The following is a 25,217-nucleotide window of genomic DNA, read 5'->3' as shown; positions in this document are numbered from 1 at the left end:
TATAATAATAAGATACACGAATAACAGAAATGAGGTTTTATCGTGAAGTTTGGATGTGTTATTCCTGCGCGTTATGGTTCTACAAGATTACCGGGCAAACCATTAGCTGATATTGCAGGTAAACCTATGATTGAACGGGTTTATGCAAGGGTATCACAAGCTACAAAGACAGTATGTACAATTGTAGCCACTGATGATAACCGCGTATATTCTGCAGTACAACAGTTTGGGGGAACTGTTATGATGACAGATCCTAATCATCCTACAGGGACGGATCGATTAGCAGAGGTTGCGAGTCATTATACAGACTTGGATGTTGTTATCAATGTCCAAGGTGATGAACCGATGATTGATCCAAATCTTATTGATGACTTGGCACGTCTATTTGAGGAAGATCCAAACTTGCAGATGGCCACAGTAGCTACTCCTTTATTAGAGGAAGAGTACGAGGAGCCATCAGCGGTAAAGGTCATTTTAAATAATCGTAATGATGCGATGTATTTTTCTAGATCTTTAATCCCATATCCTCGCCATGATTTTGTGCGTCCGCCACTAAAACATATTGGCATCTATGCATATCGTAGAGAGTTTTTATTAAACTACGCTAAGATGGAGCCAACTCCGGCGGAGCAAACAGAATCTCTAGAACAATTACGTGCTCTAGAAAACGGTTATACAATTCGTGTTATTTTGACAAATAAACGATTTATCGGTGTTGATACACCTGAAGACTTAGCTCGTGTTAATGCAATTTACGAGCAAGAGGAGAAATAAATGAAAACAGTTCAAATTAAAGATATTACTGTGGGTGGCGGCAAGGGTTTATTTGTCCTTGCAGGTCCATGTGTTATTGAGGACTATGACCGCACATTAGCTATCGGTAAACGAGCAAAAGAGATATGCGAACGTTTAGGTGTTCCCTATATCTTTAAAGCTTCCTTTGATAAAGCTAATCGCTCTAGCTTTAGTTCCTTCCGTGGACCAGGTCTTGAGGAAGGGTTAAAAATGCTTGCTTCTATTAAGAAGGAACTCAATGTGCCCGTTGTCAGTGACATTCACTCTATCGAGCAAATTGAACCTGCAGCTGAAGTATTAGATATTCTACAAATTCCAGCTTTTTTATGCCGCCAAACTGATCTTGTTTACGGCGCTGCTAAAACTGGTAAATGCGTAAATGTTAAAAAAGGTCAATTCATGGCTCCTAAGGACATGGAAAATGTTCTTAATAAAATGAAAGAAACAGGTAATGAAAATCTTATGCTTACCGAACGTGGTTTTAGCTTTGGTTATAATAATCTCGTAGTTGACATGAGATCCTTCCCAATTATGCGTTCTTTCGACTATCCAGTAATCTTTGATGCTACTCATAGCGTTCAATTACCAGGTGGTGCAGGGACTAAATCTAGTGGTAACCGTGAATTTGTACCAAATTTGGCACGTGCGGCTGTGGCTAGTGGTGTAGATGGGCTATTCTTTGAAGTGCACGATAATCCTGAGGAAGCATTGTCTGATGGTCCTAATATGTTGTATTTAGATCAATTCGAAGATGTGCTTCGTGATTTAGTAGCTATTGATAAAATCGTAAAAGGTTAGGGGCGGTATTTGTGACTATTTTAGAACAAGCGGCACAGGTGCTTCATGAGGAAGCTCGTGCTATTGAAGAGTTAAGTTCTCGTTTGGATCACAATTTTGTAAATGCTGTAAATATGATTTTGGCTTGTAAGGGCCGTGTAGTATGTACAGGAATGGGAAAATCTGGTCATATTGGTCGTAAAATTGCGGCTACCTTGGCTAGTACAGGGACACCGGCACTTTTTATGCATCCTGGTGAAGGCGTGCATGGTGATCTTGGTATGATTACTGAAGATGATGTAGTGTTAGCATTTTCTAATAGTGGTGAAACAGGAGAAATCATTAGTATTTTGCCGTCTCTGCGCCGCATAGGAGCTAAATTAATCTGTGTTGTAGGGAAACCAGAGTCTACATTAGCAAAAAATTCTGATATTGTATTGTTGGCAGAGGTAGAACGAGAAGCTTGTCCATTGGGTTTAGCACCTACTACAAGTACTACTGTTGCTCTAGCACTAGGTGATGCGTTAGCGGTATGTTTATTGGAACGCCATCATTTTACTCCAGAAAACTTTGCTGTATTCCATCCAGGTGGTTCCTTAGGTCGCAAATTATTGTTGACTGTAGAAAATATCATGCATGGTGGCGAGGATAATCCAACAGTATTTAAAGGGGCTACCGTTCGTGATGCACTCTTTGTAATGACAGAAAAAGGGTTAGGTGCTACAAATGTTATTGATGAAGAAGGACATTTGTTAGGTCTAGTGACTGATGGTGATGTTCGACGTGGACTTGATTCTGGTAGCAATTTTTTAGAATGGCCCGTAGAGGATATGATGACGTCTATGCCGCGTACGATTACAAAGGATAAATTGGCCGCAGAAGCGCTTCATTTGATGGAGAAAAATCAACCTCGCCCTATCACCGTATTACCTGTGGTTGATACTAATAATGTATGTCTTGGCATTGTTCACATTACGGATTTATTGCGTAGAGGCATTGTATAATGAATATTCAATGGATTGTTCTCGATGTTGATGGAGTTTTATCAGATGGCACTCTAATTTATACATCGACTGGAGAAGAGCTCAAAGCCTTTTCTGTAAAAGATGGTTTAGGCTTGACTGCGGCTCGTAAATCAGGGATAAAGTTAGCAATTATTACGGCTCGTGTATCTCCTATGGTAGAGCGCCGTGCAAAGGAATTGCATTTTGATGAACTTCTTATGGGGCATGCTAATAAAACTGAAGCATTAAGAGCTCTTTGTAAAAAACATCAAATCGACTTAGCTTCGGTTGCTTACATGGGTGATGATCTTAATGATTTAGGAGCTCTTCAACTCGTAGGTTTGCCGATGGCACCAAATAATGCGGTATTAGAGGTTAAATCAATAGCTAAATTTATTTCTACCGTCAATGGTGGACATGGTGCTGTTAGAGAGGCTGTAGAATATATCCTGAAGAATCAAGGTTTATGGGATTCTGTTGTTGCAGATTATGCGCGAGAGGCCCATGCTCATGGACAATAAAGGAGGTGGGCAGAATGAATAACGAATGGCAATACCATTTAGTTAAAGGCATTAGTTGGCTTGTTTGTCGACTACCATACAAGCTCATTTTGCTCATAGGCGCTTGTTTAGGTCCTGTATATGGGCTAATAGCGAAGAAGCAAAAGCTTAGAGGCATAAATAATATTAAAATTGGCATGAATATGAACGATCAAGAGGCGGAACAATTAATTAATAAGTTGTTCAAAAATCTTGGTCGCAGTGTTATGGAAGTATTATACATGCCAAACCTGACGAAATCCTTTATCAATAAACACATAGAGATGCGTGGTGTTGAACATTTAGAAAAGGCCATTGCTGAAGATAAGGGAGTTATCGTTCTTACCGGCCATGTAGGCAACTGGGAATGGATGGGGGCTGCTATGGCGGCTCATGGATATCCTTCCACTACAATTGTTAAGAAACAACCTAATGCTCAATTCACACGCCTTATGAATGAATATCGTGAGATGGTGGGGCTTGACGTATTTGCTAGTGGTGGCAACGAAATCGTTTCTGCTGCTAAGGCTTTAAAAAAGAAAAAACTTCTTGGATTCTTAGCTGACCAAGATGGATATATAAATGGTTTACCAGTTCCGTTTTTGGGACAAGATTCATCAGCTGTTATGGGACCAGCAACATTTGCAAAGAAATTTGGCTCTCCTGTAGTACCTATTTTTGCATCTCGTAAGCCTGAAGGAGGACATATCGTTCATATCTTGCCGGCATTACATTATGAGGAAACTGGCGATGAAGATGTTGATATGTATCGTCTAACTGAAGCCTGTGTACGTGTTACGGAAGAATTTATTCGTGAACATCCAGATGAGTGGCTTTGGTTCCAACATCGTTGGATGACTAAGATGGATCAAATTATTGATTACGATAAGAAGATAGCTATACGGGAGAGAGCGCATGAAAAACAATAAAAAGTTAATTGCCATTGTGGTCGCTATAGTATTAGCTCTAATCGGTCTTATTGTATTTATTATGAAAGACTCTAATGAGGCTAATTCCACTCAAAATCAAAGTGGACAACTCGTTAATTTCCAAGGTGCGGACTTGCAAGAGGAAAAGGATGGCAAGTTAGTATGGGCATTATCGGCTGAGAAGATTGAATATGACCCGCGTACAAAAGCTATCGTTCTGACCAATTTGAAAGGTCTGTTCTATCAAGATGATGTGACTACTACGATTACAGCTCCTCATGCTGTACTGACGGGTGATCGAAACTCTCTTGATATTGATCAAGGCGTTACTGCTACCAATACGGAAGGTGCAGAATTTAAAACTGAGGCCCTTCATTTTGATAACAAAACGAAAACATTGACATCTAAAACGGCTTTCACTTATAACAGTAAGGATGTAACCCTCACAGGTGACAAGCTTGAGGGCAATATGTCTTTAAAAATTATTAAAGCCATTGGACATGCGAAATTAACAAAGAAGTAATTGAGAGGAAATATGATGAATAAGAAAAAACAGATTGGTATGGCTATATTAGCTGTACTCATGACCGCATCTGTTACAGTTTGGGCTGCAAATGATCCGTTGACTATCAGCGCTGATACATTGTCTTATGATGGCAATTCAGGTCGTGCAGATGCAACAGGTAATGTTGTTATTACCCAAGCGGATAAAACTATGACTGGTGCCAAGGGTTGGTACAATACAAAAACTCAAGAAGCAAATCTTGATGGTGGTGTATCTATGATTGGTTCTGATATGGCCATGTCTGCTCAAGCGGTTCACAGTTACAATAATAATAAATTCACTGCTAATGGTAGCGTTCATTTACAACGTGCTGATCGCCAAATCTTTGGCGACAGTGTTGAGTATAGTACTGACTCTGAATACGGTCTTGTTACAGGCAATGCCCGTTTGATTGCTGAAGGGACAACCTTAACCGGTGATAAGGTAGAAGGATGGATGAAGGAAGTTCGTGCTGTAGCGCAAGGTAATGTTACCTTCTCTAATCCTGAACGAAACGTGTCTGGTTCTGCTGACCGAGCTACATATACACAAACGCCAAACCAAAATGATGGAGTGGTACTCTTATCTGGTTCTGCGCATGCCGTTCAAAATGGTAATGTACTGAATGCACCGGAACTGAAAATTCGTTTAGCTGATGATTCTGCTGAAACATTAGGTGGACGTAGTACACTCGTCATTGTTCCGAATAAATAAGGATAATATATGTATATAGAAACCAAAAACTTAGTTAAAACCTTTAGCGGACGCAATGTGGTAGATGGTGTAAGTCTACGCGTTGATAAAGGCCAAGTTGTAGGTCTATTAGGGCCTAATGGGGCCGGTAAAACTACGTCATTTTATATGATTGTAGGTATTGAAAGACCAAGTTCTGGTATCATTACCGTTGATGGCAAGGATATAACAAATATTCCTATGTATAAGCGGGCGGCTGAAGGTATTGGATACTTACCGCAAGAGGCATCAATCTTTCGTTCTATGTCTGTAGAAGATAATATTCGTGCTATGTTACAGATTACGACAAAAAAATCTGATGAGATTGAAGCTATCGTGGAATCATTGATTGAAGAATTTCATATTGGACATGTCCGTGACCGTATGGGGATGCAATTATCTGGTGGTGAACGACGCCGTGTAGAAATTGCGCGTTGCCTCGCCTTAGAACCTAATTTCATCCTTCTTGATGAACCTTTTGCAGGTGTCGATCCAATTGCGGTTGCTGATATTCAGCAAATTATCTTACACGTTAAGAACCGAGGTATTGGTATCTTGATTACAGACCATAATGTTCGCGAAACATTGGGGATTGTAGATAAGGCTTATATTTTGAGTAATGGTAAAATCCTCCTAGAGGGTACCCCTGATGAAATTGCGAATGATCCAATCGCTCGTGAACATTATTTAGGGGATAACTTTAAATTATAGGAGGGGCTATGCGATTATTAGATAAATATATTTTAAAAGCTTTTGTAGGCCCATTCCTATTTGGGGTTTTTGCTTTTACTAGTATTTTTATTGGTACAGGCACATTGTTTAGGATTGCTCAATATATTACTGAATATGGAGCACCATTGTTGCTTGTTATGCAAGCATTTGTCTTGGCTTTACCAAGTATTGTTATTTTAACATTCCCAATGTCAGTACTATTGGCTTCTCTTATGACTTTTAGTCGTTTGAGTAGCACTAGTGAAATCGTTGTTATGCGTGCTGGAGGTCTAAGCTTTTTACGCTTGGCCATGCCTGTATATATTATTGCCCTCATCATTTCCATTGGGGCAGTAGCATTTAATGAATTTGTTGTACCTCGTACAAATCATATGTATCAAACGATTGTGCGCGAACAAATTATGAAAAATGCATCACCTCAAACACAAAATCATATTGTGTTAAAAACGATGAATGGTGATGAGCTAGGCACATTGTTGTATGCTAAGAGCTATGATGCTGAAACCAAACAGTTGTCCATGATTACGGTTCAACAATTTGGGGAGGGCGGCAAGTTACAACAAGTTGAAAATGCTGATACAGCTATCTGGAATGGTCAATATTGGGTGATGCAGAATGGTATCATCTATGATTTATCAGCTGGTAATGGTGTTGAACGTACCATGAAATTTAAGGAGCAATCCTTGCCGATTAAGTCTGCCCCAAAAGATATTCAACAAGATCAACGTAAACCTGAGGAATTAACGATTAAGGAGTTACGTCATCAAATCAGAGCTTATAAGGCTGCTTATACTAATGCTAATAAACTTGAAATGGAAATGTACCAACGTTTTACAATTCCGTTGGCAAGTTTTGTATTTGCTCTTGTAGGTGCACCTTTAGGCCTTCAAAAACAACGTTCTAGTTCATCTATCGGCTTTGGTATTAGTATTCTTATCATCTTTATTTATTATGGGGTGATGACCTTTGCTGGTGCCTTAGGGAAAGGTGGAGCATTGCCAACCGTATTAGCTGCATTAATACCGGATACATTAGGTATTATTGCAGGGTTGTATTTGAATTGGCGCGTATCGAAATAACAGACTGTATTCTTAGGAGAAAGGAGGGACATGATGTTAGTAGGTGTCAAAATCTTAATAATTATCGCTCTTATGGGTGGTCTCATTGCTTACATGGGGGATAAGCTAGGCACTAAAATTGGTAAACGTCGTATGTCCCTCTTTGGATTACGACCTAAGCACACATCTATTATAGTTACTATTGTGACAGGCCTTTTGGTTGCAGCAGCTACAGTTGGGGTATTAACCTTTACGTCTCAAAGTGTGCGAACCGCATTGTTCGGTATGGATCAGTTGCGAGCTGATACGAAGCAGCTGAATAATGAGGTTGCTGCAAAGACGCAAGAACTGATTCGTGGGCAGGCTTTGTTAGAACAAAATAAACAAGAGCTTGAAGAACGGATGGCTGAGATCGAACAAATTCGCCATGAAGTAGAGGCTACAAAAGCTGAATTGGCGAGTGCACAAGCTGCTAAAGACGCAACAGAAGCCGAATTGGCATCTTTACAAGCCTCTTATGCAGAGGTGTCTCAAAAGGTAGCTGAGCTTGAAGCAACACGTGCTAAGATGGAAGCGCATATTAAGAATCTACAAAATACACAAGAACAATTGCAGAATGGCATCATTCATTTACGGGAAGGAACCATTCTCTTCCAAGTAGATCAGCTATTAGCACAAGCTGTTGTACGACCTGGTTTAAGTGAAGAAGATAGTAATAATGCTATTAAACATATTATCGATGATACAAATAAACTTGTTTTACGTCGCTTAGGTATAGAAGATAATGGTCAATCCGTTGTGTATGTAGATCGACAAAATGTTGAGGTAGCTACTCAAAAGCTAATCAATTCCAAGACTCCTATGGTGGTTCAAGTTGTGGCAGCCGGAAATATTATTTCAGGTGAACCTGCAGTTGCAGTTATTCAAGTATATCCACAACAATTTATCTATAAAAATGGAGAGGTAATTCACTCTACAGTAATTGATGGGGGTACTAATGCTCAATCGTCTATGCTTCAATTCTTGAAACAAGTAAATGAACGTGCTAAGGCAAAGGGGATTATTCCTGATTCCTTATCAGGTGATATTGGAACGATACCTGGTGATGATTTGTTTACAGCTATTAAAAGAATAAGTACTATGCGTGGCAAGGTTCATGTGGAAGCTTATACTGATGGCGACACATATTCATCTGGTCCTGTTCACCTCAAGTTGCGTATTACTCAAATGCCAGATTTCAATGATAAGGCAAAAATGTAAACTAATTAATATGATGAAGGTATGCTGTTTTCATACATTATAAAAGAAGGTCTTATGTAATTTTCAACATAAGACCTTCTTTTTATGTTAAAATATAACTACTGTACTTACAAAGGGGATAATCAAATGACTGAAAATACATATATTTTAGCAGTGGATCCAGGAAATGAGAAAACTGGCGTAGCTATACTCTCACCTTTCGGTGAGATGATATGCCGTAAAATTATTTCTTCAAATACTTTCAATAAAGATATTGAGCGTGTTTTAACTGAATATTATGGTATTGTTCATATTGTTTGTGGAAATGGTACAAATCATAAACACTTGTATCCTTCTCTTCAACAAATTGGACGTAATCATAAAATTACAACTAGTTTAATCGACGAATCTCACAGTACAGAGGAAGCCCGTAAATTATATTGGCAATATAATCCTCCTACAGGGTGGCGCAAGATTATTCCTACATCTATGCAATTTCCACCAGAACCTGTAGATGATTTGACGGCTCTCGTTATTGGCTTGCGCTATACGAAGCAGTTAGCTCAGAACGAAGCGGCAATCAAAGAAGAAACTATGAGTTCAAGTGAGTTAGAAGAGAAAAGATTACATGCTATGGAGCAGTTATACGGAAAAGGAGATAATCATGACGAATGAAACTTCAATGCGTAACTGGTCAAATCTTATTTTGCGCTGTGTAATGATGATTCTAGGTGCCTTAATATATACGATAGGGTTAGATTTATTTTTAGTACCCAATAGTATCATTGACGGTGGGGTAGTTGGTATATCTTTGATGGCTGCGGAACTATCAGGTATTTCTTTTAGCATTTTCGTAGTACTTTTCAACTTACCTTTTTTATATTTAGGCTATAAAGTAATTGGTAAAGGATTTACCTTGTCTACTTTGTTCTCTATTATATGGATGGCAATATTTTCTACCATTGCACACCGCTTTACACCTATTACAACTGACCCATTTTTAGGGGCAATCTTTGGTGGTATAATCTTAGGTATTGGGGTAGGGCTAATTATTCGTAATGGTGGCTCATTAGATGGATCTGAAATTGTAGCTATTATCTTTGATAAACGGTCCACCTTTTCTGTAGGCGAAATTGTAATGGCCATGAATTTAGTTATTCTTGGAGCAGCGGGCTTTGTATATAGTTGGAATAGTGCCATGTATTCCTTAATTGCTTATTTTATTGCTTATAAGATGATTGATGTGACCATCACTGGACTTGAAGAATCTAAAGGGGTTATGATTATTACCGATGCAGATAATTCCAAGATTATTGCTGATGCATTAAATGCTAATCTTAATCGTGGTGTTACTATTATGTACGGAGAAGGTGGGTATTTAAAACAACCGAAACATGTATTATATTCTGTAGTAACGCGGCTAGAAATTACAAGATTAAAGGATACCGTTTATGAAGTAGATCCTACAGCATTTATTACGATCCAAGACGTACATGATGTCTTTGGTGGGAGATTTACGAAAGGTGGTCATTAAGAGGAAACTATGAGTAATAAGTTAGGTAATACAATAGTAAAAGAAATATTAGATTGGATTTATGCTATTGCATTGGCATTAATCATTGCTATGGTAATTCATATTTTCTTGATTCAACCTACTAGAGTGTCTGGGGAATCAATGGATGATACATTACACAATGGACAATATTTGATTGTTACCAAATGGCATCATATTATGAATGATATGCCCGAATATGGACAAATCGTTATTATTGATAGTCGTGTTAATCGTGTTCGTACATGGGTGGATGATGTAAAAGAACCACTGATGAACTATGCATCTGTTTTTAATAAATCCGCTCAAACAAATGATGTATGGGTAAAACGTGTAATAGGTAGACCTGGTGATGTACTAGAGTTTAAAGATGGTTATGTATGGCGTAATGGAGAAAAATTACAAGAACCATATACAAAAGATACAAAAATGAATTATACTCGGTCTACACCTGTAACAGTTCCTGAAGGTCATGTATTTGTGATGGGAGATAATCGCAACCATTCTAGTGATAGTCGTTTTATCGGCCCAGTTCCTGTTGATCATATTCTAGGATTTGTTTCTTACGCAATTTAATAATCGTGAAAGCCTATCTACGATAAATTTCATCGTAGATAGGCTTTTTATAAGTTAAGAAGGATTAAGTTACGTCGTATCTTGTGAAATGTATACTAAATAAATATAGCAAGACGACTAGGTCGAATCTAAATATATCACTTATCAATCTTATAGAAAATAAACAATTCAAACAAATGAATTAATATAAATTATAAGTATAGCTAAATTTAATAAGTAATAATTATTAAATTTGTGGCTGTAGATAATAAAATTATCTATTTTTTTAGACTGTAAAATGAAATTTTGTAAAATTAAATTTTTAAAAATACAGTAATAATCTATGTTTTTGGTATAATTTTTATTCATGAAAGAAATTTCATAAAATTTAGTTGTGTAAAATGCTTTACAAAGTTTTGGGGTGGTGGTATATTCACATCAACAGAAAGGCTACGCTACAAAGAAGTGGAGCTAAGATAGATAATTTAGTTGAGGAAACATGGACACTCCTAATACATCTTTCATAGTGATACTACTTATGTAGTGAACGTCTTCTGCAAATATAAATTCTTATTTATAAGAAAGAAGGAATTCATTATGAAAAAACAATTCGCAACAATGTTAGCAGCAACAGCAGTGTTAGGTGTAACAACAGCATTTGCTGCAAATCCATTCTCCGATGTAACTCCGGATAGTTGGGCATACCAAGCAGTATCTCAATTAGCACAATCTGGTATCGTTAATGGTTATCCAGATGGCACTTTCAAAGGCCAAAACAATATCACTCGTTATGAAATGGCTCAAATGGTAGCTAAAGCTATGGCTAACCAAGATCGTGCTAACGCTGAACAACAAGCTATGATTAACCGCTTGGCAGATGAGTTCTCTAACGAGTTGAACAACCTCGGCGTTCGAGTATCTCGCTTAGAAGACCGTGTAGGTAATGTAAAGGTAACTGGTGATGCTCGTATCCGTTACCAAGGTTCTGAAGACAAAGGTGTTTACAAAGCTAATAGTAAATCTTTAACTGACGGCCGTGCACGTGTACAATTCAATGCTAATGTAAATGATAAAACACAAGCAGTTGTTCGTGTAAAAGGTAATTACGAATTTGGTGACTCTACTAAAGGTTCTCAAGCAACAATCGATCGTGCTTACGTAGATCACAAGTTTGGTAGCAACGTATCTGCTAAAGCTGGTCGTTTCCAACAAACAATTGGTGGCGGTTTGATGTACGATGATACATTTGATGGTGCACAATTGAACGTAGGTAATGATAAAGTTCAAGTACAAGGTGCATATGGTTATATGATTGATGGTGCTGCTGATGGCAACTCCAAATCTGATAACCCATCTGTATCCTATGTAGGCTTAAAAGGTAAAGTTGGTAAAGAATCCTCTGTTGGTGGTTTCTACTCCAGATTATCTAGCGGCAACTTGAACCACAATGGTGTAACAGTTAATTCCGATAAACAAGATGTTTACGGTTTCAATGCGGACTTCCGTAAAAATAAATTGTGGGCTGGCGGTGAATGGTTGAAAGCTTCCAACGTAGATAATTCTCAAGCTTGGACAGCAGGTCTTGGCTATGGTAACTACGACATCGCTAAAAAAGGTACATGGGATGTGAAAGGTCAATACTTCAACCAAAAAGCTAATGCACCAATCGTAAGTTCCACTTGGGATCAAGCATATGATTTAACAAATACATCTAATGGTTACAAAGGTTACATGGCTAGCGTAGACTACGCAGTACAAGATAACGTAGGTTTATCCGCAGGTTATGGCTTCAACTCTAAAGACCAAAGCGGTAATGATCTTTCCGATTTCTATCGTGCAGAATTAAATTACAAATTCTAATTCCCTCACAAACAAAAAAAGACTTCTTCGGAAGTCTTTTTTTGTTGCATAAAAGTATTATGAATTATTTTATATATAATAGTATATATATATAGTAAAATGTTTTATAAATACATAATATTAAAAGTAATCGAATAATTTAGTGGTTATCAAGAATTATATCCCTTATATTGTAGGATATATTTATAAAATCTTTCTGTATAGAAAGATAAATTTCTTATTAATTATATATATATTAATAAGTTTAACTTAATGAAAAATATAATAAAAATTCTCAATTAATAGAAAAGGATATAAAATTAAATTTTTTTATGAAAAAAATTATATCCTATAAAACTAGATAAAATCTAACTTAGCAAGCATTTTAAGTTATAAAAACAAGATAATGAGAACACAATTGAGAAAAAAGGGTTTACACGAAAAAGTGGTTGTGCTAATATCACCGTACGAGAAGTAGCAAACACATGAAATGAAGAACTTCGATGTAGAATGTGGCGAGGAAACGTGGACACTCCCAAAGATTCTTAATCTGAAGAACTGAGTAGAATGTGAATGTTATGACTTGTAACATTTTATTTTCTATTTTTTTCAGAAAGAAGGAATTTAACTATGAAAAAACAATTCGCAGCAATCTTTGCAGCAACAGCAGTATTGGGTGTAACTACTGCATTCGCAGCTAACCCATTCTCCGACGTAACTCCAGATTCTTGGGCATACCAAGCAGTTTCTCAATTGGCTAACGCTGGTGTTATCAATGGTTACCCAGATGGTACTTTCAAAGGCCAAAATAACATCACTCGTTACGAAATGGCTCAAATGGTAGCTAAAGCTATGGCTAATCAAGACCGCGCTAACGCTGAACAACAAGCTATGATCAACCGTTTGGCTGATGAATTCTCCAACGAATTGAACAACTTGGGCGTTCGTGTAGCTCGCTTGGAAGACCGCGTTGGTAATGTAAAAGTTACTGGTGATGCTCGTCTTCGTTACAAAGATGCTGAACATGCTAAATCCAAATTTGACGCTCGTGCACGTGTACAATTCAACGCAAAAGTAAACGATCGTACAGACGCTGTAGTTCGTTTGACTTCTGGTAACTTCGAATTAGGCAATTCTGAAAATGAAGATAAAGCAGATGCTACAATTGACCGCGCTTATGTAAACCATAAATTCGGCGAACGCGTATCCGCTAAAGCTGGTCGTTTCGGTCAATCCTTCGGTGGCGGCTTGATGTTCGACGGCACATTCGACGGTGCTCAATTGAATGTTGGCAACGATAAAATTAATGTACAAGCTGCATACGGTTACATGGTATCCGGTGATAATGGTAGAATTGTTGCCAATAATACCAATGGTAACGAATTAACAAAAGATCAAAATGTAACTAACACATATATTGGTTTAACTGGTAAAGTAGGTAAACACACTATGGTAGGCGGTTTCTACGACCGTGTAAATCAAGATACTGATAATGGTTACAAAAACATCTATGGCTTCAATGCTGATGCTAACTTCGACAAAGTTTGGGTTGGTGGCGAATGGTTGAAAGATTCCCATGTAGACGACTCTCAAGCTTGGACTGCAGGTCTTGGCTTTGGTAACTACGACATCAAAAAAGCAGGTACTTGGGGCGTAAAAGGTCAATACTTCAACCAAAAGAAAAATGCACCAATTGTAGATACTACTTATAATCAATTCTACACTACAGATGCTAAAGGTTGGATGGCTTCCGTTGACTATGCATTGCAAAATAACGTTGGTTTATCTGCTAACTATGGTTTCGACTGGAAAACTCAAGATGGTACTGACAAAGGTGACTTTTACCGTGCAGACCTTAACTACAAATTCTAATTTGATAGTTAATTATATGAAAGAGACTTCTTCGGGAGTCTCTTTTTTGTGTTTAATATAAAGTTAAATGAAAATTATATGAAGTGTTTATTATAGTGTTTTATTAATATTATACAATTGATTAAGAAATAATAATTAATTGATAATAGAGGATTTTGCATTTAATGAAAGTTTTATGACTATACTTTCTAATCATTATTAGAGTTCTTACCGCTAATTTCTATCTATATAGCCACTATTAATGGTATAATAAAGAGTATTTAAAATTTTTATAAAGGAGGCAAACATGAATCCTTCTTTTTCTCATATTAAAATGGTTGCCATTGATTGTGATGAAACCTTGGTACGCAGTGATAATACTGTATCTGACTATACAGTAGATGTGTTACATCGTTTACAGCAAAGGGGCATCGTTGTTACCATTGCTACGGGACGGATGTATCAAACGGCAAAGCCTATTGGTTCTGCTTTAAAGCTTGGTAATGTACCCATGATTTTGTTCTCTGGAGGACTCATTCAAGAATTAGAAACAGGGTGTAAACTATTTGAGCAGACCGTTTCTGTTGAGGCTGTACAGCGTATTTATGAATTAGCAAAACAATATGATTGGCATATACAATCCTATATAGATGATCATTTGCTATGTCATCATAAAACATGGCAGTCCGATCTCTATGAAGTTCAAACGGGAGCGAAAGCAGAGTTTTTAGGTGATGGGTTATATACTTTAGAGTCTGAACCAAATAAGCTAATCGCTATTGATACAGTAGAGGGGATTGATCAAATTATTGATACTTTGACTCCTGAAGTGGGCGATTTGGTTAATCTAGTTCGTAGCCAAAAAGACTTTTTAGAAATCGTTGCCCTTAATGTGTCAAAGGGGCGTGCTTTGACACAACTAGCTTTAGATAATCATATTAGTTTAGAACATATCGTTTCTTTTGGTAATGCAGAAAATGATATTTCTATGCTACGTAAAACAGGTTACTCTGTAGCTGTTGAAAACGCTACAGATCATGTAAAATCTGTGGCTCATACAATTTGTGGCCATCATAATGACGATGGAGTAGCCCATTGGATTAAAGATAATCTTTTATAATGGAGTAAAACTATGGAAGCATTTCGTTTGTTAATAGTTACAGGTATGTCAGGTGCCGGCAAAACTCAAGTATTGCAAGCTTTAGAAGATATGGGGTATTTATGTATTGATAATATTCCCCCTGTGCTGATTCCTAAATTAAGTGAAATTTGCCGACAAGGTGGAGAACGGACTAATCGCGTTGCTCTTGTTGTAGATATTCGGGGGGGCGAATTTTTTGAAGCTCTTTCTTCATCTTTAGATACATTAAAAGATATGAAGGTAGATTTTGAAATTGTATTTATGGATGCTACAGATGAGACTTTGATTCGTCGATATAAGGAAAGTCGACGGAGTCATCCATTGGCTCCTAATGGGCTAATTACAACAGGGCTAAAAAAAGAACGCCAAATTCTTAACTCTGTGCGCCATAAAGCAGATTTTATTATTGATACCACTAATATGAAGACGGCTAGCTTGAAAGAGTATTTAAAAACGCGCTTTGCTCAAGTTGATGAAGCTCATGGTATGGCGATTACTGTAGTGAGCTTTGGTTTTAAGTATGGTATTCCTCTCGATGCAGATATGGTATGGGATGTTCGTTTTCTACCTAATCCATTTTATATTCCTGAGTTTCGTCATAAAACAGGTCGTGTGAAAGCAGTGAATGAATATATCCATTCCTTTGAAGTAACCGAGGAATTTAAAAAACGTTACTTTGATACCATGGACTTCCTTGTACCAAATTATGAACAAGAAGGGAAATCTCAGTTTATTGTGGCAGTAGGTTGCACAGGTGGTATGCATAGATCTGTAGCTATGGCAGAGGCTCTATACTCCCACTTGTTAGAAAAAGGATATCGTGTAACTGTTGAACATAGAGATATGATGAAAAATAATGTAGAAGAAGATTATAATCCTCATGAAATTATAACACTTGATAACTAGGTAGGGGGGATTATGTTGCGAAAAGGATGGTTCCGGTGGCTAATTCCGGGTCTAAATATAAAACGTTGGCTTGCCCTATTTAGTTGTGGTGTAGGTCTTTTAATTATTGGTATTTCTTTGATTTTTAACTATCAATGGCTTGCGGTTCTTGAAGATATTGTACTTGCCTTTTCCTATAATATGACGGGCTTTTACAATTATAATGTACTCATTGCTGTAGGGACTGTAGTATTATCGATTGGTGCTGTATTAATGCTCATCGGTACGAGTAAAGTTATTAAAACGATTATTCGTGCGGTACTACCTAATCCTGACAGCAAGGTATCGGATATTATTTTTCAAAATATCCGACTCGATAAGGGCCCAAAAATTGTAGTAATCGGTGGTGGTACGGGCTTATCAAATTTATTGCGTGGTTTAAAATCACATACATCAAACCTATCTGCGATTGTAACTGTCGCTGATGATGGAGGTTCTTCTGGTCGCTTGCGAGAAGACTTTCAAATGATAGCTCCTGGTGATTTGCGAAACTGTTTAGTATCATTAGCTGAACAAGAAGGAGTAATGGAGAACTTATTCCGTTACCGCTTCGAAGGGGAAAATGAGCTTTCTGGACACAGCTTTGGTAATCTCTTTATCACTGCGCTTGCTCAAGTTTACGATGGAGATATTGAAGAAGCTCTTGAAGCGGCTAGTAAATTGTTGCGTGTCCGTGGTCGTGTAATTCCTTCCTCTACAGAGTTCATTAAATTGCGTGCAGAGATGACAGATGGCACTATTGTAGAAGGTGAAAGTAATATACCACATTCGGGTAAACGAATTCGTCATATCTATAGTGATCCAGCATTGCCTAAGCCAGAGGGGGCTGCATTACGTGCCATTGATGAAGCCGATGTGATTATTTTAGGTCCTGGTAGTTTATATACAAGTATTATCCCAAATTTACTAACTGATAAGTTGGCCTCTCATGTACGTGCTAGTAAGGCTAATAAAATCTATATTGCTAATGTTATGACACAACCAGGTGAAACCACAGGCTACACATTAAATGACCATGTAGAGGCTTTAATTGCTCATGGCGGAGAAGGAATTATAGATACTGTGCTTGCCAATGATGGTCCGTTGCCAATTCAAATGGTTGAACAATATAGTGCTGTAGGATCTGAACCATTGGTATTAGATACTAAAAAGTTACAAGCCAAAGGAATCCGCACTATACGAGCTACCTTAATTAGCCCTCAAAAACCAGCTGTTCACGATCCTGAACGGCTAGGTAAAGTTATTATGGATATTATTCATGCTATGCAATCTAACACTGAACCGCATATCTTAGAGTATTATCTTCAACGAGATGATCATTAATGAGAAGGGATGCCCATGTCATTTGCAGAAGATGTAAAAAATGAATTATGCCAATATGAAGCCTCTAGTGATGCGGATGTGGCCATGAAAATTGAAGCGTCTTGCTTATTGCGTATGGGCGGATCTATCATTTTGGGGATGAAAGGTGCCGTCGGCATTCGTTTAGCTACGGCTAATAATGCAGTAGCTCGTCGTTTGCTTGGTATTTTGAAAAAGCAATACGAATTACCTACAAATGTTTTAGTACGACAAGGTTTAAACTTGCGTAAAAAAAATATGTATACGCTATCTGTAGAACCCTCTCTAGAGGGTAGACAGGCTCTAGAGGATCTTGCTTTATGGCCTGTGAGTGAACAAATCCCTCGTAGTTGGCTCAAATCAATGGAAGCGCGACGCGCCTTTTTAAGGGGAGCTTTTTTAGGGGGAGGCTCTGTCAATAAACCACAAAGTGATTATCATCTTGAGTTTATGACGGGAAACGAGACCTTTGCGAGGGAAATTATCCATGTATTACGGCTCTTTCACATTCATGCGGGCTTAACGGAGCGGAAGGAAGAGTATGTAGTATATCTTAAAGAAGGGGACGCAGTAACAAACTGTTTGCAAATCATGGGAGCTCAATCGGCGCTTATGGAATTTGAAAACGTGCGGATTATGAAAACCGTACGGAATCAAATAAATCGTCAAGTCAACTGTGAGACGGCAAATTTACAGAAGGTTGTGGATGCAGCAGTTCGTCAGGTAAAAGCAATTCGTATTATTGATAGAGAAATCGGTATTGAAGAATTACCTGAAAAGTTGCGCGTCGTTGCAAGACTTCGGTGGGAGAATCCTGAAGCGAGTTTAAAAGAGCTTGAAGAGTTGATGGAGGGGGAACTATCTAAATCTGGAATTGGCCATCGACTAAAGAAGATTGAAGCATTAGCACTTACGTATGACCCGTTGGGGCTCGAAGAAATATAGAGGTAATAATATATGTTTTCCTATAAATCAAGATATTGTGTAGCTGCGGCTATGGCTGCCATGGCTGCCCTTACAGGCCATGTAGAAGCTCGTGATATAGATTTACAATCAATTGGATATTTTCAGTTTTCTCCGTTACCACCATCGTTGGTGTCTCAAACGGATACATTGCTCCTATCGGATAGTCCTGAATATGTAGGACCTGTAGGAGGTACGTTAAGTGCAGGTACAATTAATGGCAATGGGCGTATCTATTTCTATCATGTAAATGAAATGGATCTACCTCACAAGATTGCTATCGTATTAGAAAACCAAACGACTTATCCAACTTCAGTACATGTCATGAGACAATTAAAATCTGTAGCTACACCTGACTATTTTGCAGCAGGTCGTGATTTGTCTCGGAAGGATTTGGAGCAGCCTCTTAATGAAAGCCCAGATGCAAGACCGTTATACTCTCTTAGCATCCCACCACAAGGGCGTCAATTAATCTTTAGTGACTTAGAAAATACACCGGTAAATCGAGATGCATTATTTACGGGTATTGTAGATATTAAAACAGAAGGGCCTATATTTGCGCGTGTCATGATGTTGCCTATGGGGATGGACCCTGTAGATGCATCACATTGGGTGAAAAACCTTCCGATCGACGAAATACAATTACGCGGTACTTATACTGGTGCTAAGCGTAATATGGAGGTTACTACACCATTCGATACCTCTTTAGGTGGTGCCTTTGTAGAAATTGGTAATGACCGAGAGGATACGTTTATCAATGGTGTAGACGAAATGCAAAATAAAGCATTTGTTCGTGACCGTGGTAACTACGGCGTATCGTATACGCTAAAAATTCCTACTAAGGGTAATGAACCGTTTAGACTGTATTTTAACCCTCTTGGGGGACCTTATTCTGGTTCCTTTACGATAAAAACATTACATCAACAAGGTGCTAGAAGGGGACAGACAGATACACGGACTTATCACATTGGTGGTGCAGATGGTATTTCCGCATTAGGGGAAGGTACTATATTAGATAGCCGTCTTTTAGGGAACTATAATGCGGGCGATTTATTAACGTTAAACTTTATGCCAGCTGGTGCATCGAATTTGCCAATTCGTTTCTTGTTGATTCCTGAATCTCTTGCAAATCCACAAAAACATCAAACCATTGCTGTTAATGTACCGAAAGATGTTAAAGATATCTTAGGGCACCCAACTCAAGGGGGGACACAAATACCTGTAGGTCCTGTAGGTGGTAAAGATGGAGATAAAGGGACAGTAGATACTAAAAAATCTACTATTGAAAGTCCAGCTAAACGGGCAGAAACAATTGCTCATGAAGAAACTAAAAAATTAAGCGATAAAGCTGCAGCAGATGTAAAAAAAGAAGCGCAACTTAAAAAAGCAAAAGACGAGAAAGAAGCCTTAGCTCGTAAAAAAGCCGAAGAGGCTCGACTAGCTGCAGAAAAAGCTGAAATGTTGCGAAAGGCTGCAGAAGCCAAGCATGCTGAAATTGAGCGCAAGATGGCTGAAAAAGCCGAAGTAGAGCGTAAAGCAGAGGAAGCTCGCAAGGCGGAAGCGGCTCGTAAAGCTGAAATGGCACGTATCGAGGCTGCGAGAAAAGCGGAAGCGGATCGACTAGAGGCGGCTCGTAAAGCAGAAAAAGCTCGACTAGCAGCGGAAGCAAAACGTCTTGAAGAAGAACGTAGAATTGAAGCTGCTCGTATTGAGGCCGCACGCAAAGCGGAGGAAGAAAGAAAAGCGGCCGAAGCTAAGGCTCGCTTTGAAGCGCAACGAGCAGCAGAAAAAGCTGCTTTAGAAGCCAAAAAGGCCGAAGAGGAACGCTTGGTTGCTGAGGCTAGAGCTCGTTTAGAAGCACAACGTAAAGCTGAGCAGGAAGCATTGGAAGCAAGACGTGCCGAAGAAGCTCGTAAAGCGGCAGAAGCAAAAGCTGCTTTAGAAGCACAACGTGCTGCTGAGCAAGCCGCTCTTGAAGCGAAGCGTCAAGAAGATGCTCGTAGAGCGGCAGAGGCTAAGGCTGCTTTGGAAGCACAACAAATGGAAGCAGCAAGAAAAGCAGAAGAGGCTCGTCGTGCGGAGGAAGCGCGTAGAGCAGAAGAAGCTCGAATTGAAGCGGAACGTAAAGCTGAGGCCGCTCGCGTAGCAGCAGAAGCAAAACGAGCAGAGGAAGCACGCAAAGCTGAAGCTTCGAGAATTGAAGCGGCGCGTAAAGCTGAACAAGCTCGTTTAGAAGCAGAAGCACGTAGAGCAGAAGAAGCTCGTAAAGCAGAAGTAGCTAGACTTGAGGCACAACGTAGAGCTGAACAGGAACGACTCGAAGCAGCGCGCCGTGCAGAAGAAGCTCGTATTGCTGCAGAGGCTAAACGTGCCGAAGAAGTGCGTAGAGCCGAAGAAGCTCGTCGCATAGAAGAAGCAAGACGTGCCGAAGAGGCTCGTAAAGTAGAGGCGGCTCGCATAGCGGCGGAAGCTCGTAAGGCAGAGCAAGAGCGACTTGCTGCAGAACGAGCTGAAGCAGAACGTCAAGCAGCCGAGGCACGACGCCTTGCTGAGGAACGATATAAAGCGCAACTAGAGGCAGAACGTAAAGCTGAAGCTGCCCGTCAACAAGCGTTGGCTCAAGCTGAAATAGAGCGTAAAGCAAAAGAGCGTGCTGAAGCTATTCAACGTGTCCGAGATCAACAAGAGAGCGCTCGTCGTCGTGCAGAACTTGCCCGTCAACAACTTGAAGCCGAACGTAAGGCTGCTCAAGCATCTAAGAGGACTCCTTCCTTCAGTGAACTTGATGATGTTCATGGGGATACATCAAATGTAACTATTCCAAATGCTGTATCCATTGATGAGTTAACAAAACCTAGACCGACGGCATCCCAAAATACACGTCGTCGTGAGCAACGTCAGCCTCAATTGTTGCCAAATCAGCAAAATGTGCAGATAAATCCTGTAGCGAATGAGTCGCAACAAGACCAAATGCCGTATACTACACAAAATGAACAGCAAAATGATGAAGAAAATCCACCAAGACTATATCCATTAGGTTAAGACCCTTAATTTCTAAAAAAGAAATGTTAGATTAAAGTTTAAGATATAGAAGTGGATTAATAGCTGTTTAAATATAGAGAGGACAAGCAATTTTATATGCTTGTCCTCTTTTTAAAATCCATATGAATTTTGTGTTTTACATTGACTTTCAAAGGTGGATTCAGTACAATAAATAAAGAAATGCATATATGGTACGAGAGACCATTGCATAATACAATACCTTTTAATTTAGTCCAGAGAGGCTGAGAAAGGAATATAGTTGAAGTGCCCATAGGGGCTTCTTTGTGCAAACTATTTGACCTTTTGCCCTGGGCAAAAGGTCTTTTTTGTTACGTGAGTTAGGAGGAAATCATGGGACAAGTTAGCCTAAAAGGCAAACATTTATTGGGTTTGCAAAATGTGTCACCTGAAGAAATCAAATTGATTTTAGATGTGGCAAAGAAAATGAAGAAAATCGTTCTTTCTGATGACAAGAAGGTTCCACTTTTAAAGGGGAAATCCATTATTAACCTTTTTATGGAGCCAAGTACTCGTACCCGTAGTTCCTTTGAGTTAGCCGGCAAATACTTAGGGGCTGACGTGATCAATCTTTCTCCTAGTGGATCTTCCATGGGTAAAGGTGAAAGCTTCCGCGATACATTGTTAACTATGTCCTACATGGGCACAGATGCTATCGTAATGCGCCACAGCGCAGAAGGTGCACCTTTATATGCTACGAAAGCCGTAGATCCTATTATCATTAACGCAGGCGATGGCGCTCATGAGCATCCAACACAAGCATTACTAGATATGTATTCTATCTTAGAAAAAAAGGAATCTATTGAAGGTCTAAAGGTGGTTATCCTTGGCGATATAATGCATAGTCGCGTAGCACGCTCCAACATTTATGGACTTACAAAAATGGGGGCTGATGTACATCTAGCTGGTCCTCGTACAATGGTATATCCAGAATTTGAAAAATTAGGTGTTACCGTACACCATGATATTCGTGAAGCAGTGGCTGATGCAGATGTAGTTAACGTACTTCGCATTCAATTAGAACGCATTCATTCTGCATTGTATCCTACAAATAGAGAATATGCTCGTATCTTTGGTATTAACAATGATGTATTAAAATTAGCTAAAGATGATGTAATGGTAATGCATCCAGGTCCTATGAACCGCGGCCTTGAAATTGCACCAGATGTAGCATATTCTGATCAATCCGTAATTCAAGAACAGGTACGTAATGGCGTAGCTGTACGTATGGCTGTATTGTACTTAACTATTATCGGAGGTGACGGTAGTGAGCTTGCTTATTAAAAATGGTACGGTAGTTAATCCGGCAAAAAAACAAAACGAAGTAGCAGATGTTCTCGTAAAAGATGGTAAAATTGTGGACATCGGTCAAAACTTGAGTGCTGAAGGTGCTGAAGTTTATGATGCAACAGGGCTTATCGTAGCACCTGGCCTTATCGATATTCACACACATTTGCGTGAACCAGGCCAAGAAGCTAAAGAAGATTTCCACTCCGGTACACAAGCGGCTGCTGCAGGTGGTTTCACACGTGTTGTCACTATGGCTAATACTAACCCAGTTGTAGATAATGCTGCACTTGTAAGAGGTTTACAAAAACAGGCTGAACTCACTGGCGTTGTGAAAGTAGAATTTATTGGTGCTGTATCCAAAGGTCTTGAAGGTAAGGAACTTGCTGAAATGGGCGATATGGCAGAAGCTGGTGTAGTCGCATTCTCCGATGATGGTCACTATGTAGAAAATGCTGCATTTATGCGTCGTGCCTTAGAATACTCCTCCATGTTTAATAAGATGGTTATCGACCATGCGGAAGATATTACATTGACTAAAAATGGCCATATGCATGAAGGTATTGTTTCTTATGAATTAGGTGTTATTGGTCGTCCTGCAGTAGCTGAAGATTTGGCTGTTGCTCGTGATATCTTGTTATCTGAAATGACAGGTGGTCATATCCATATCGCCCACGTAAGTAGTAAAAATACTGTAGATATGGTGCGCCGTGCGAAGGCTAAAGGCCTTAATGTAACATGTGAAGTTACAAGCCAACATTTATCTTTCACAGATGAATACCTACGCGAATATAACCCAGCATTCAAAATGGCTCCTCCAATTCGCTCTGAAGATCATCGCCAAGCATTATTAGAAGGCTTGAAAGATGGTACAATCGATGCGATTATTACAGACCATGCACCACATGCATATGAAGAAAAAGACCATGAATTCTGCTGTGCACCAAATGGTTTCAGTGGCCTCGAAACATCTTTGGCGGCGGTTATTACCAATGCATATGGTCCTGATAAACTAAGCATCGATCAAGTTGTGTACTATATGAGTACTCGACCAGCTGAGTTGATGCACCTTGATGCAGGTGTTCTTGAAGTTGGCAAGCCAGCAGATATTACCGTATTCTCCACGACTGAAGAATGGACAGTAGATCGAAATAAATTCTATACAAAAGGTAAAGTTAGCCCATTTGATGGTATGACTGTTACAGGTAAAGCTAAACTTACAGTAGTTGATGGCAAAATTGTTATGAAGGAGGGCGTAGTCTTATAATGAAAGGCAAGTTAGTTCTTGAAGATGGTTCCGTGTTTGAAGGTTCCTTATTAGGTGGCGCCCCAACGGTAGGTGAAGTTGTATTTAACACAGGTATGACCGGGTATCAAGAAATCTTGACTGACCCATCCTATGCGGATCAAATTATTACATTAACCTATCCTTTAATTGGTAATTATGGTACTTTAAATTCTATCACTCAAGGTCCTAAGCCATATTGTAAAGGTTTTATTGTAGGTGAACTATGTGACTTTCCATCTAACTGGCAAAATGAGGGGTTATTTAGTGAGTATCTTCGTTTGCACGGCATCCCTTGCCTTTATGATGTAGATACACGTGCGATTACACGTGTTCTTCGTAACCATGGTGTAATGAAGGGCGTACTCGTATGCTCTGATTACCCTATGGAGGATATTCAAAAATTGTTTAAACAAGACTTGCCAACAGATCAAGTTATGCGTGTAACTACAAAATGGCAAGGTATGCGTGGCGATAAAAATGCTGAATTCCACGTAGCGGTAATGGATTATGGTGTAAAGGAAAATATCCTTCGCTCTCTAGAAGCTGCAGGCTGTCGTCTTACTGTATTTCCTGCAGATGCTAAGGCTGAAGATGTGTTGGCAGCAAATCCAGATGGTATTTTTTTATCTAATGGCCCTGGAGACCCTCAAGATCTTGGCTATGCAGTAGAAGAAGTAAAGAAAATGTTTGGTAAGAAACCAATCTTTGGCATCTGTATGGGGCATCAAGTATTGGCACAAGCTTATGGTGGTACCACATTCAAATTGAAATTTGGTCACCGTGGTTCTAACCATCCTGTACAAGATTTACGTACTGGTCGGGTATATATTACATCTCAAAACCATGGTTATGCGGTAGATGATACTTCTTTGCCAGATTTCGTAGAAATTACACATCGTAGTGTAAATGATGGTACCGTAGAAGGTATGCGTCATAAAGAATTGCCAATCTTCTCCGTACAATACCATCCAGAAGCATCCCCAGGACCTACTGATAACCTATATTTATTTGACGAATTTGAAGACTTAATGAGAAAGGGAAAATAA

Annotated in this window: 23 protein-coding genes; all 23 read left to right on the top strand. The window is 39.1% G+C overall.

All coding sequences use genetic code 11. The features are described 5' to 3' along the window. The first annotated feature begins 42 nt into the window (after positions 1-42). Entirely contained in the window at positions 43-774 is a 732-nt protein-coding gene (kdsB, locus tag E7K77_RS08610) for a 3-deoxy-manno-octulosonate cytidylyltransferase (protein ID WP_004695494.1), read from the top strand. Next, complete coding sequence (gene kdsA / locus E7K77_RS08605; RefSeq protein ID WP_008715784.1) at positions 775-1,593, top strand: 3-deoxy-8-phosphooctulonate synthase; 819 nt, start codon at positions 775-777, stop codon at positions 1,591-1,593. An 11-nt stretch (positions 1,594-1,604) separates the two neighbouring features. Then, positions 1,605-2,576, top strand: coding sequence for a KpsF/GutQ family sugar-phosphate isomerase (locus E7K77_RS08600; RefSeq protein ID WP_004695498.1), 972 nt, complete (start codon positions 1,605-1,607; stop codon positions 2,574-2,576). Further along, complete coding sequence (locus E7K77_RS08595) at positions 2,576-3,097, top strand: KdsC family phosphatase (protein WP_024061567.1); 522 nt, start codon at positions 2,576-2,578, stop codon at positions 3,095-3,097. The genes E7K77_RS08600 and E7K77_RS08595 overlap by 1 nt, the downstream gene beginning before the upstream one ends. 14 nt (positions 3,098-3,111) lie before the next feature. Next, the gene (locus tag E7K77_RS08590) at positions 3,112-4,044 is read left to right on the top strand and encodes a lysophospholipid acyltransferase family protein (RefSeq protein WP_004698446.1); all 933 of its coding nucleotides are present in this window, start codon (positions 3,112-3,114) and stop codon (positions 4,042-4,044) included. Then, the gene (lptC, locus tag E7K77_RS08585; protein WP_004698432.1) at positions 4,031-4,567 is read left to right on the top strand and encodes an LPS export ABC transporter periplasmic protein LptC; all 537 of its coding nucleotides are present in this window, start codon (positions 4,031-4,033) and stop codon (positions 4,565-4,567) included. The genes E7K77_RS08590 and lptC overlap by 14 nt, the downstream gene beginning before the upstream one ends. 12 nt (positions 4,568-4,579) lie before the next feature. Continuing rightward, positions 4,580-5,302, top strand: a complete 723-nt coding sequence (locus E7K77_RS08580; RefSeq protein ID WP_004698437.1) for an LptA/OstA family protein — start codon at positions 4,580-4,582, stop codon at positions 5,300-5,302. Positions 5,303-5,311: 9 nt separating this feature from the next. Next, a complete protein-coding gene (lptB, locus tag E7K77_RS08575) occupies positions 5,312-6,031 on the top strand; it encodes an LPS export ABC transporter ATP-binding protein (protein ID WP_303928746.1) in 720 nt (239 codons plus the stop codon). Positions 6,032-6,039: 8 nt separating this feature from the next. Then, positions 6,040-7,131 (top strand): LptF/LptG family permease, encoded by a 1,092-nt coding sequence (locus E7K77_RS08570; protein WP_008603435.1) that lies wholly within the window; start codon positions 6,040-6,042, stop codon positions 7,129-7,131. Between the two features lie 33 nt (positions 7,132-7,164). Continuing rightward, on the top strand, positions 7,165-8,370 hold the full coding sequence (locus E7K77_RS08565; protein WP_325306498.1) for a DUF3084 domain-containing protein: 1,206 nt from the start codon (positions 7,165-7,167) through the stop codon (positions 8,368-8,370). Positions 8,371-8,496: 126 nt separating this feature from the next. Then, positions 8,497-9,024: a hypothetical protein gene (locus E7K77_RS08560; protein ID WP_316059738.1), complete on the top strand. Its 528-nt coding sequence runs from the start codon at positions 8,497-8,499 to the stop codon at positions 9,022-9,024. Next, positions 9,014-9,883: a YitT family protein gene (locus tag E7K77_RS08555; protein ID WP_325306496.1), complete on the top strand. Its 870-nt coding sequence runs from the start codon at positions 9,014-9,016 to the stop codon at positions 9,881-9,883. The genes E7K77_RS08560 and E7K77_RS08555 overlap by 11 nt, the downstream gene beginning before the upstream one ends. 9 nt (positions 9,884-9,892) lie before the next feature. Beyond that, positions 9,893-10,477, top strand: a complete 585-nt coding sequence (lepB, locus tag E7K77_RS08550) for a signal peptidase I (protein WP_004695516.1) — start codon at positions 9,893-9,895, stop codon at positions 10,475-10,477. Between the two features lie 576 nt (positions 10,478-11,053). Then, positions 11,054-12,316, top strand: a complete 1,263-nt coding sequence (locus E7K77_RS08545; protein WP_012864082.1) for an S-layer homology domain-containing protein — start codon at positions 11,054-11,056, stop codon at positions 12,314-12,316. A gap of 609 nt (positions 12,317-12,925) precedes the next feature. After that, complete coding sequence (locus tag E7K77_RS08540) at positions 12,926-14,167, top strand: putative porin (protein WP_004698453.1); 1,242 nt, start codon at positions 12,926-12,928, stop codon at positions 14,165-14,167. Between the two features lie 286 nt (positions 14,168-14,453). Beyond that, positions 14,454-15,266 carry a Cof-type HAD-IIB family hydrolase gene (locus E7K77_RS08535; RefSeq protein WP_004698428.1) on the top strand — a complete coding sequence of 271 codons (813 nt, stop codon included), beginning with the start codon at positions 14,454-14,456 and terminating at the stop codon, positions 15,264-15,266. 12 nt (positions 15,267-15,278) lie between these two features. Beyond that, positions 15,279-16,193, top strand: a complete 915-nt coding sequence (rapZ, locus tag E7K77_RS08530; RefSeq protein ID WP_004695526.1) for an RNase adapter RapZ — start codon at positions 15,279-15,281, stop codon at positions 16,191-16,193. Positions 16,194-16,205: 12 nt separating this feature from the next. Continuing rightward, positions 16,206-17,555 carry a gluconeogenesis factor YvcK family protein gene (locus tag E7K77_RS08525; protein WP_325306495.1) on the top strand — a complete coding sequence of 450 codons (1,350 nt, stop codon included), beginning with the start codon at positions 16,206-16,208 and terminating at the stop codon, positions 17,553-17,555. Positions 17,556-17,570: 15 nt separating this feature from the next. Then, positions 17,571-18,518: a DNA-binding protein WhiA gene (gene whiA, locus E7K77_RS08520; protein WP_325306493.1), complete on the top strand. Its 948-nt coding sequence runs from the start codon at positions 17,571-17,573 to the stop codon at positions 18,516-18,518. A gap of 12 nt (positions 18,519-18,530) precedes the next feature. Further along, the gene (locus tag E7K77_RS08515) at positions 18,531-21,578 is read left to right on the top strand and encodes an ATPase (protein WP_325306492.1); all 3,048 of its coding nucleotides are present in this window, start codon (positions 18,531-18,533) and stop codon (positions 21,576-21,578) included. A gap of 351 nt (positions 21,579-21,929) precedes the next feature. Continuing rightward, complete coding sequence (locus E7K77_RS08510; RefSeq protein ID WP_101929022.1) at positions 21,930-22,880, top strand: aspartate carbamoyltransferase catalytic subunit; 951 nt, start codon at positions 21,930-21,932, stop codon at positions 22,878-22,880. Beyond that, positions 22,864-24,150, top strand: a complete 1,287-nt coding sequence (locus tag E7K77_RS08505) for a dihydroorotase (protein WP_287550426.1) — start codon at positions 22,864-22,866, stop codon at positions 24,148-24,150. Before E7K77_RS08510 ends, E7K77_RS08505 begins: the two co-directional genes overlap by 17 nt. Beyond that, positions 24,150-25,217, top strand: a complete 1,068-nt coding sequence (gene carA, locus E7K77_RS08500) for a glutamine-hydrolyzing carbamoyl-phosphate synthase small subunit (protein WP_120055751.1) — start codon at positions 24,150-24,152, stop codon at positions 25,215-25,217. Before E7K77_RS08505 ends, carA begins: the two co-directional genes overlap by 1 nt.

Source organism: Veillonella parvula, assembly GCF_032577575.1.
In the GTDB taxonomy this organism is placed as follows: Bacteria; Bacillota; Negativicutes; order Veillonellales; family Veillonellaceae; genus Veillonella.
This window is presented reverse-complemented; position numbering and strand designations above follow the sequence as displayed.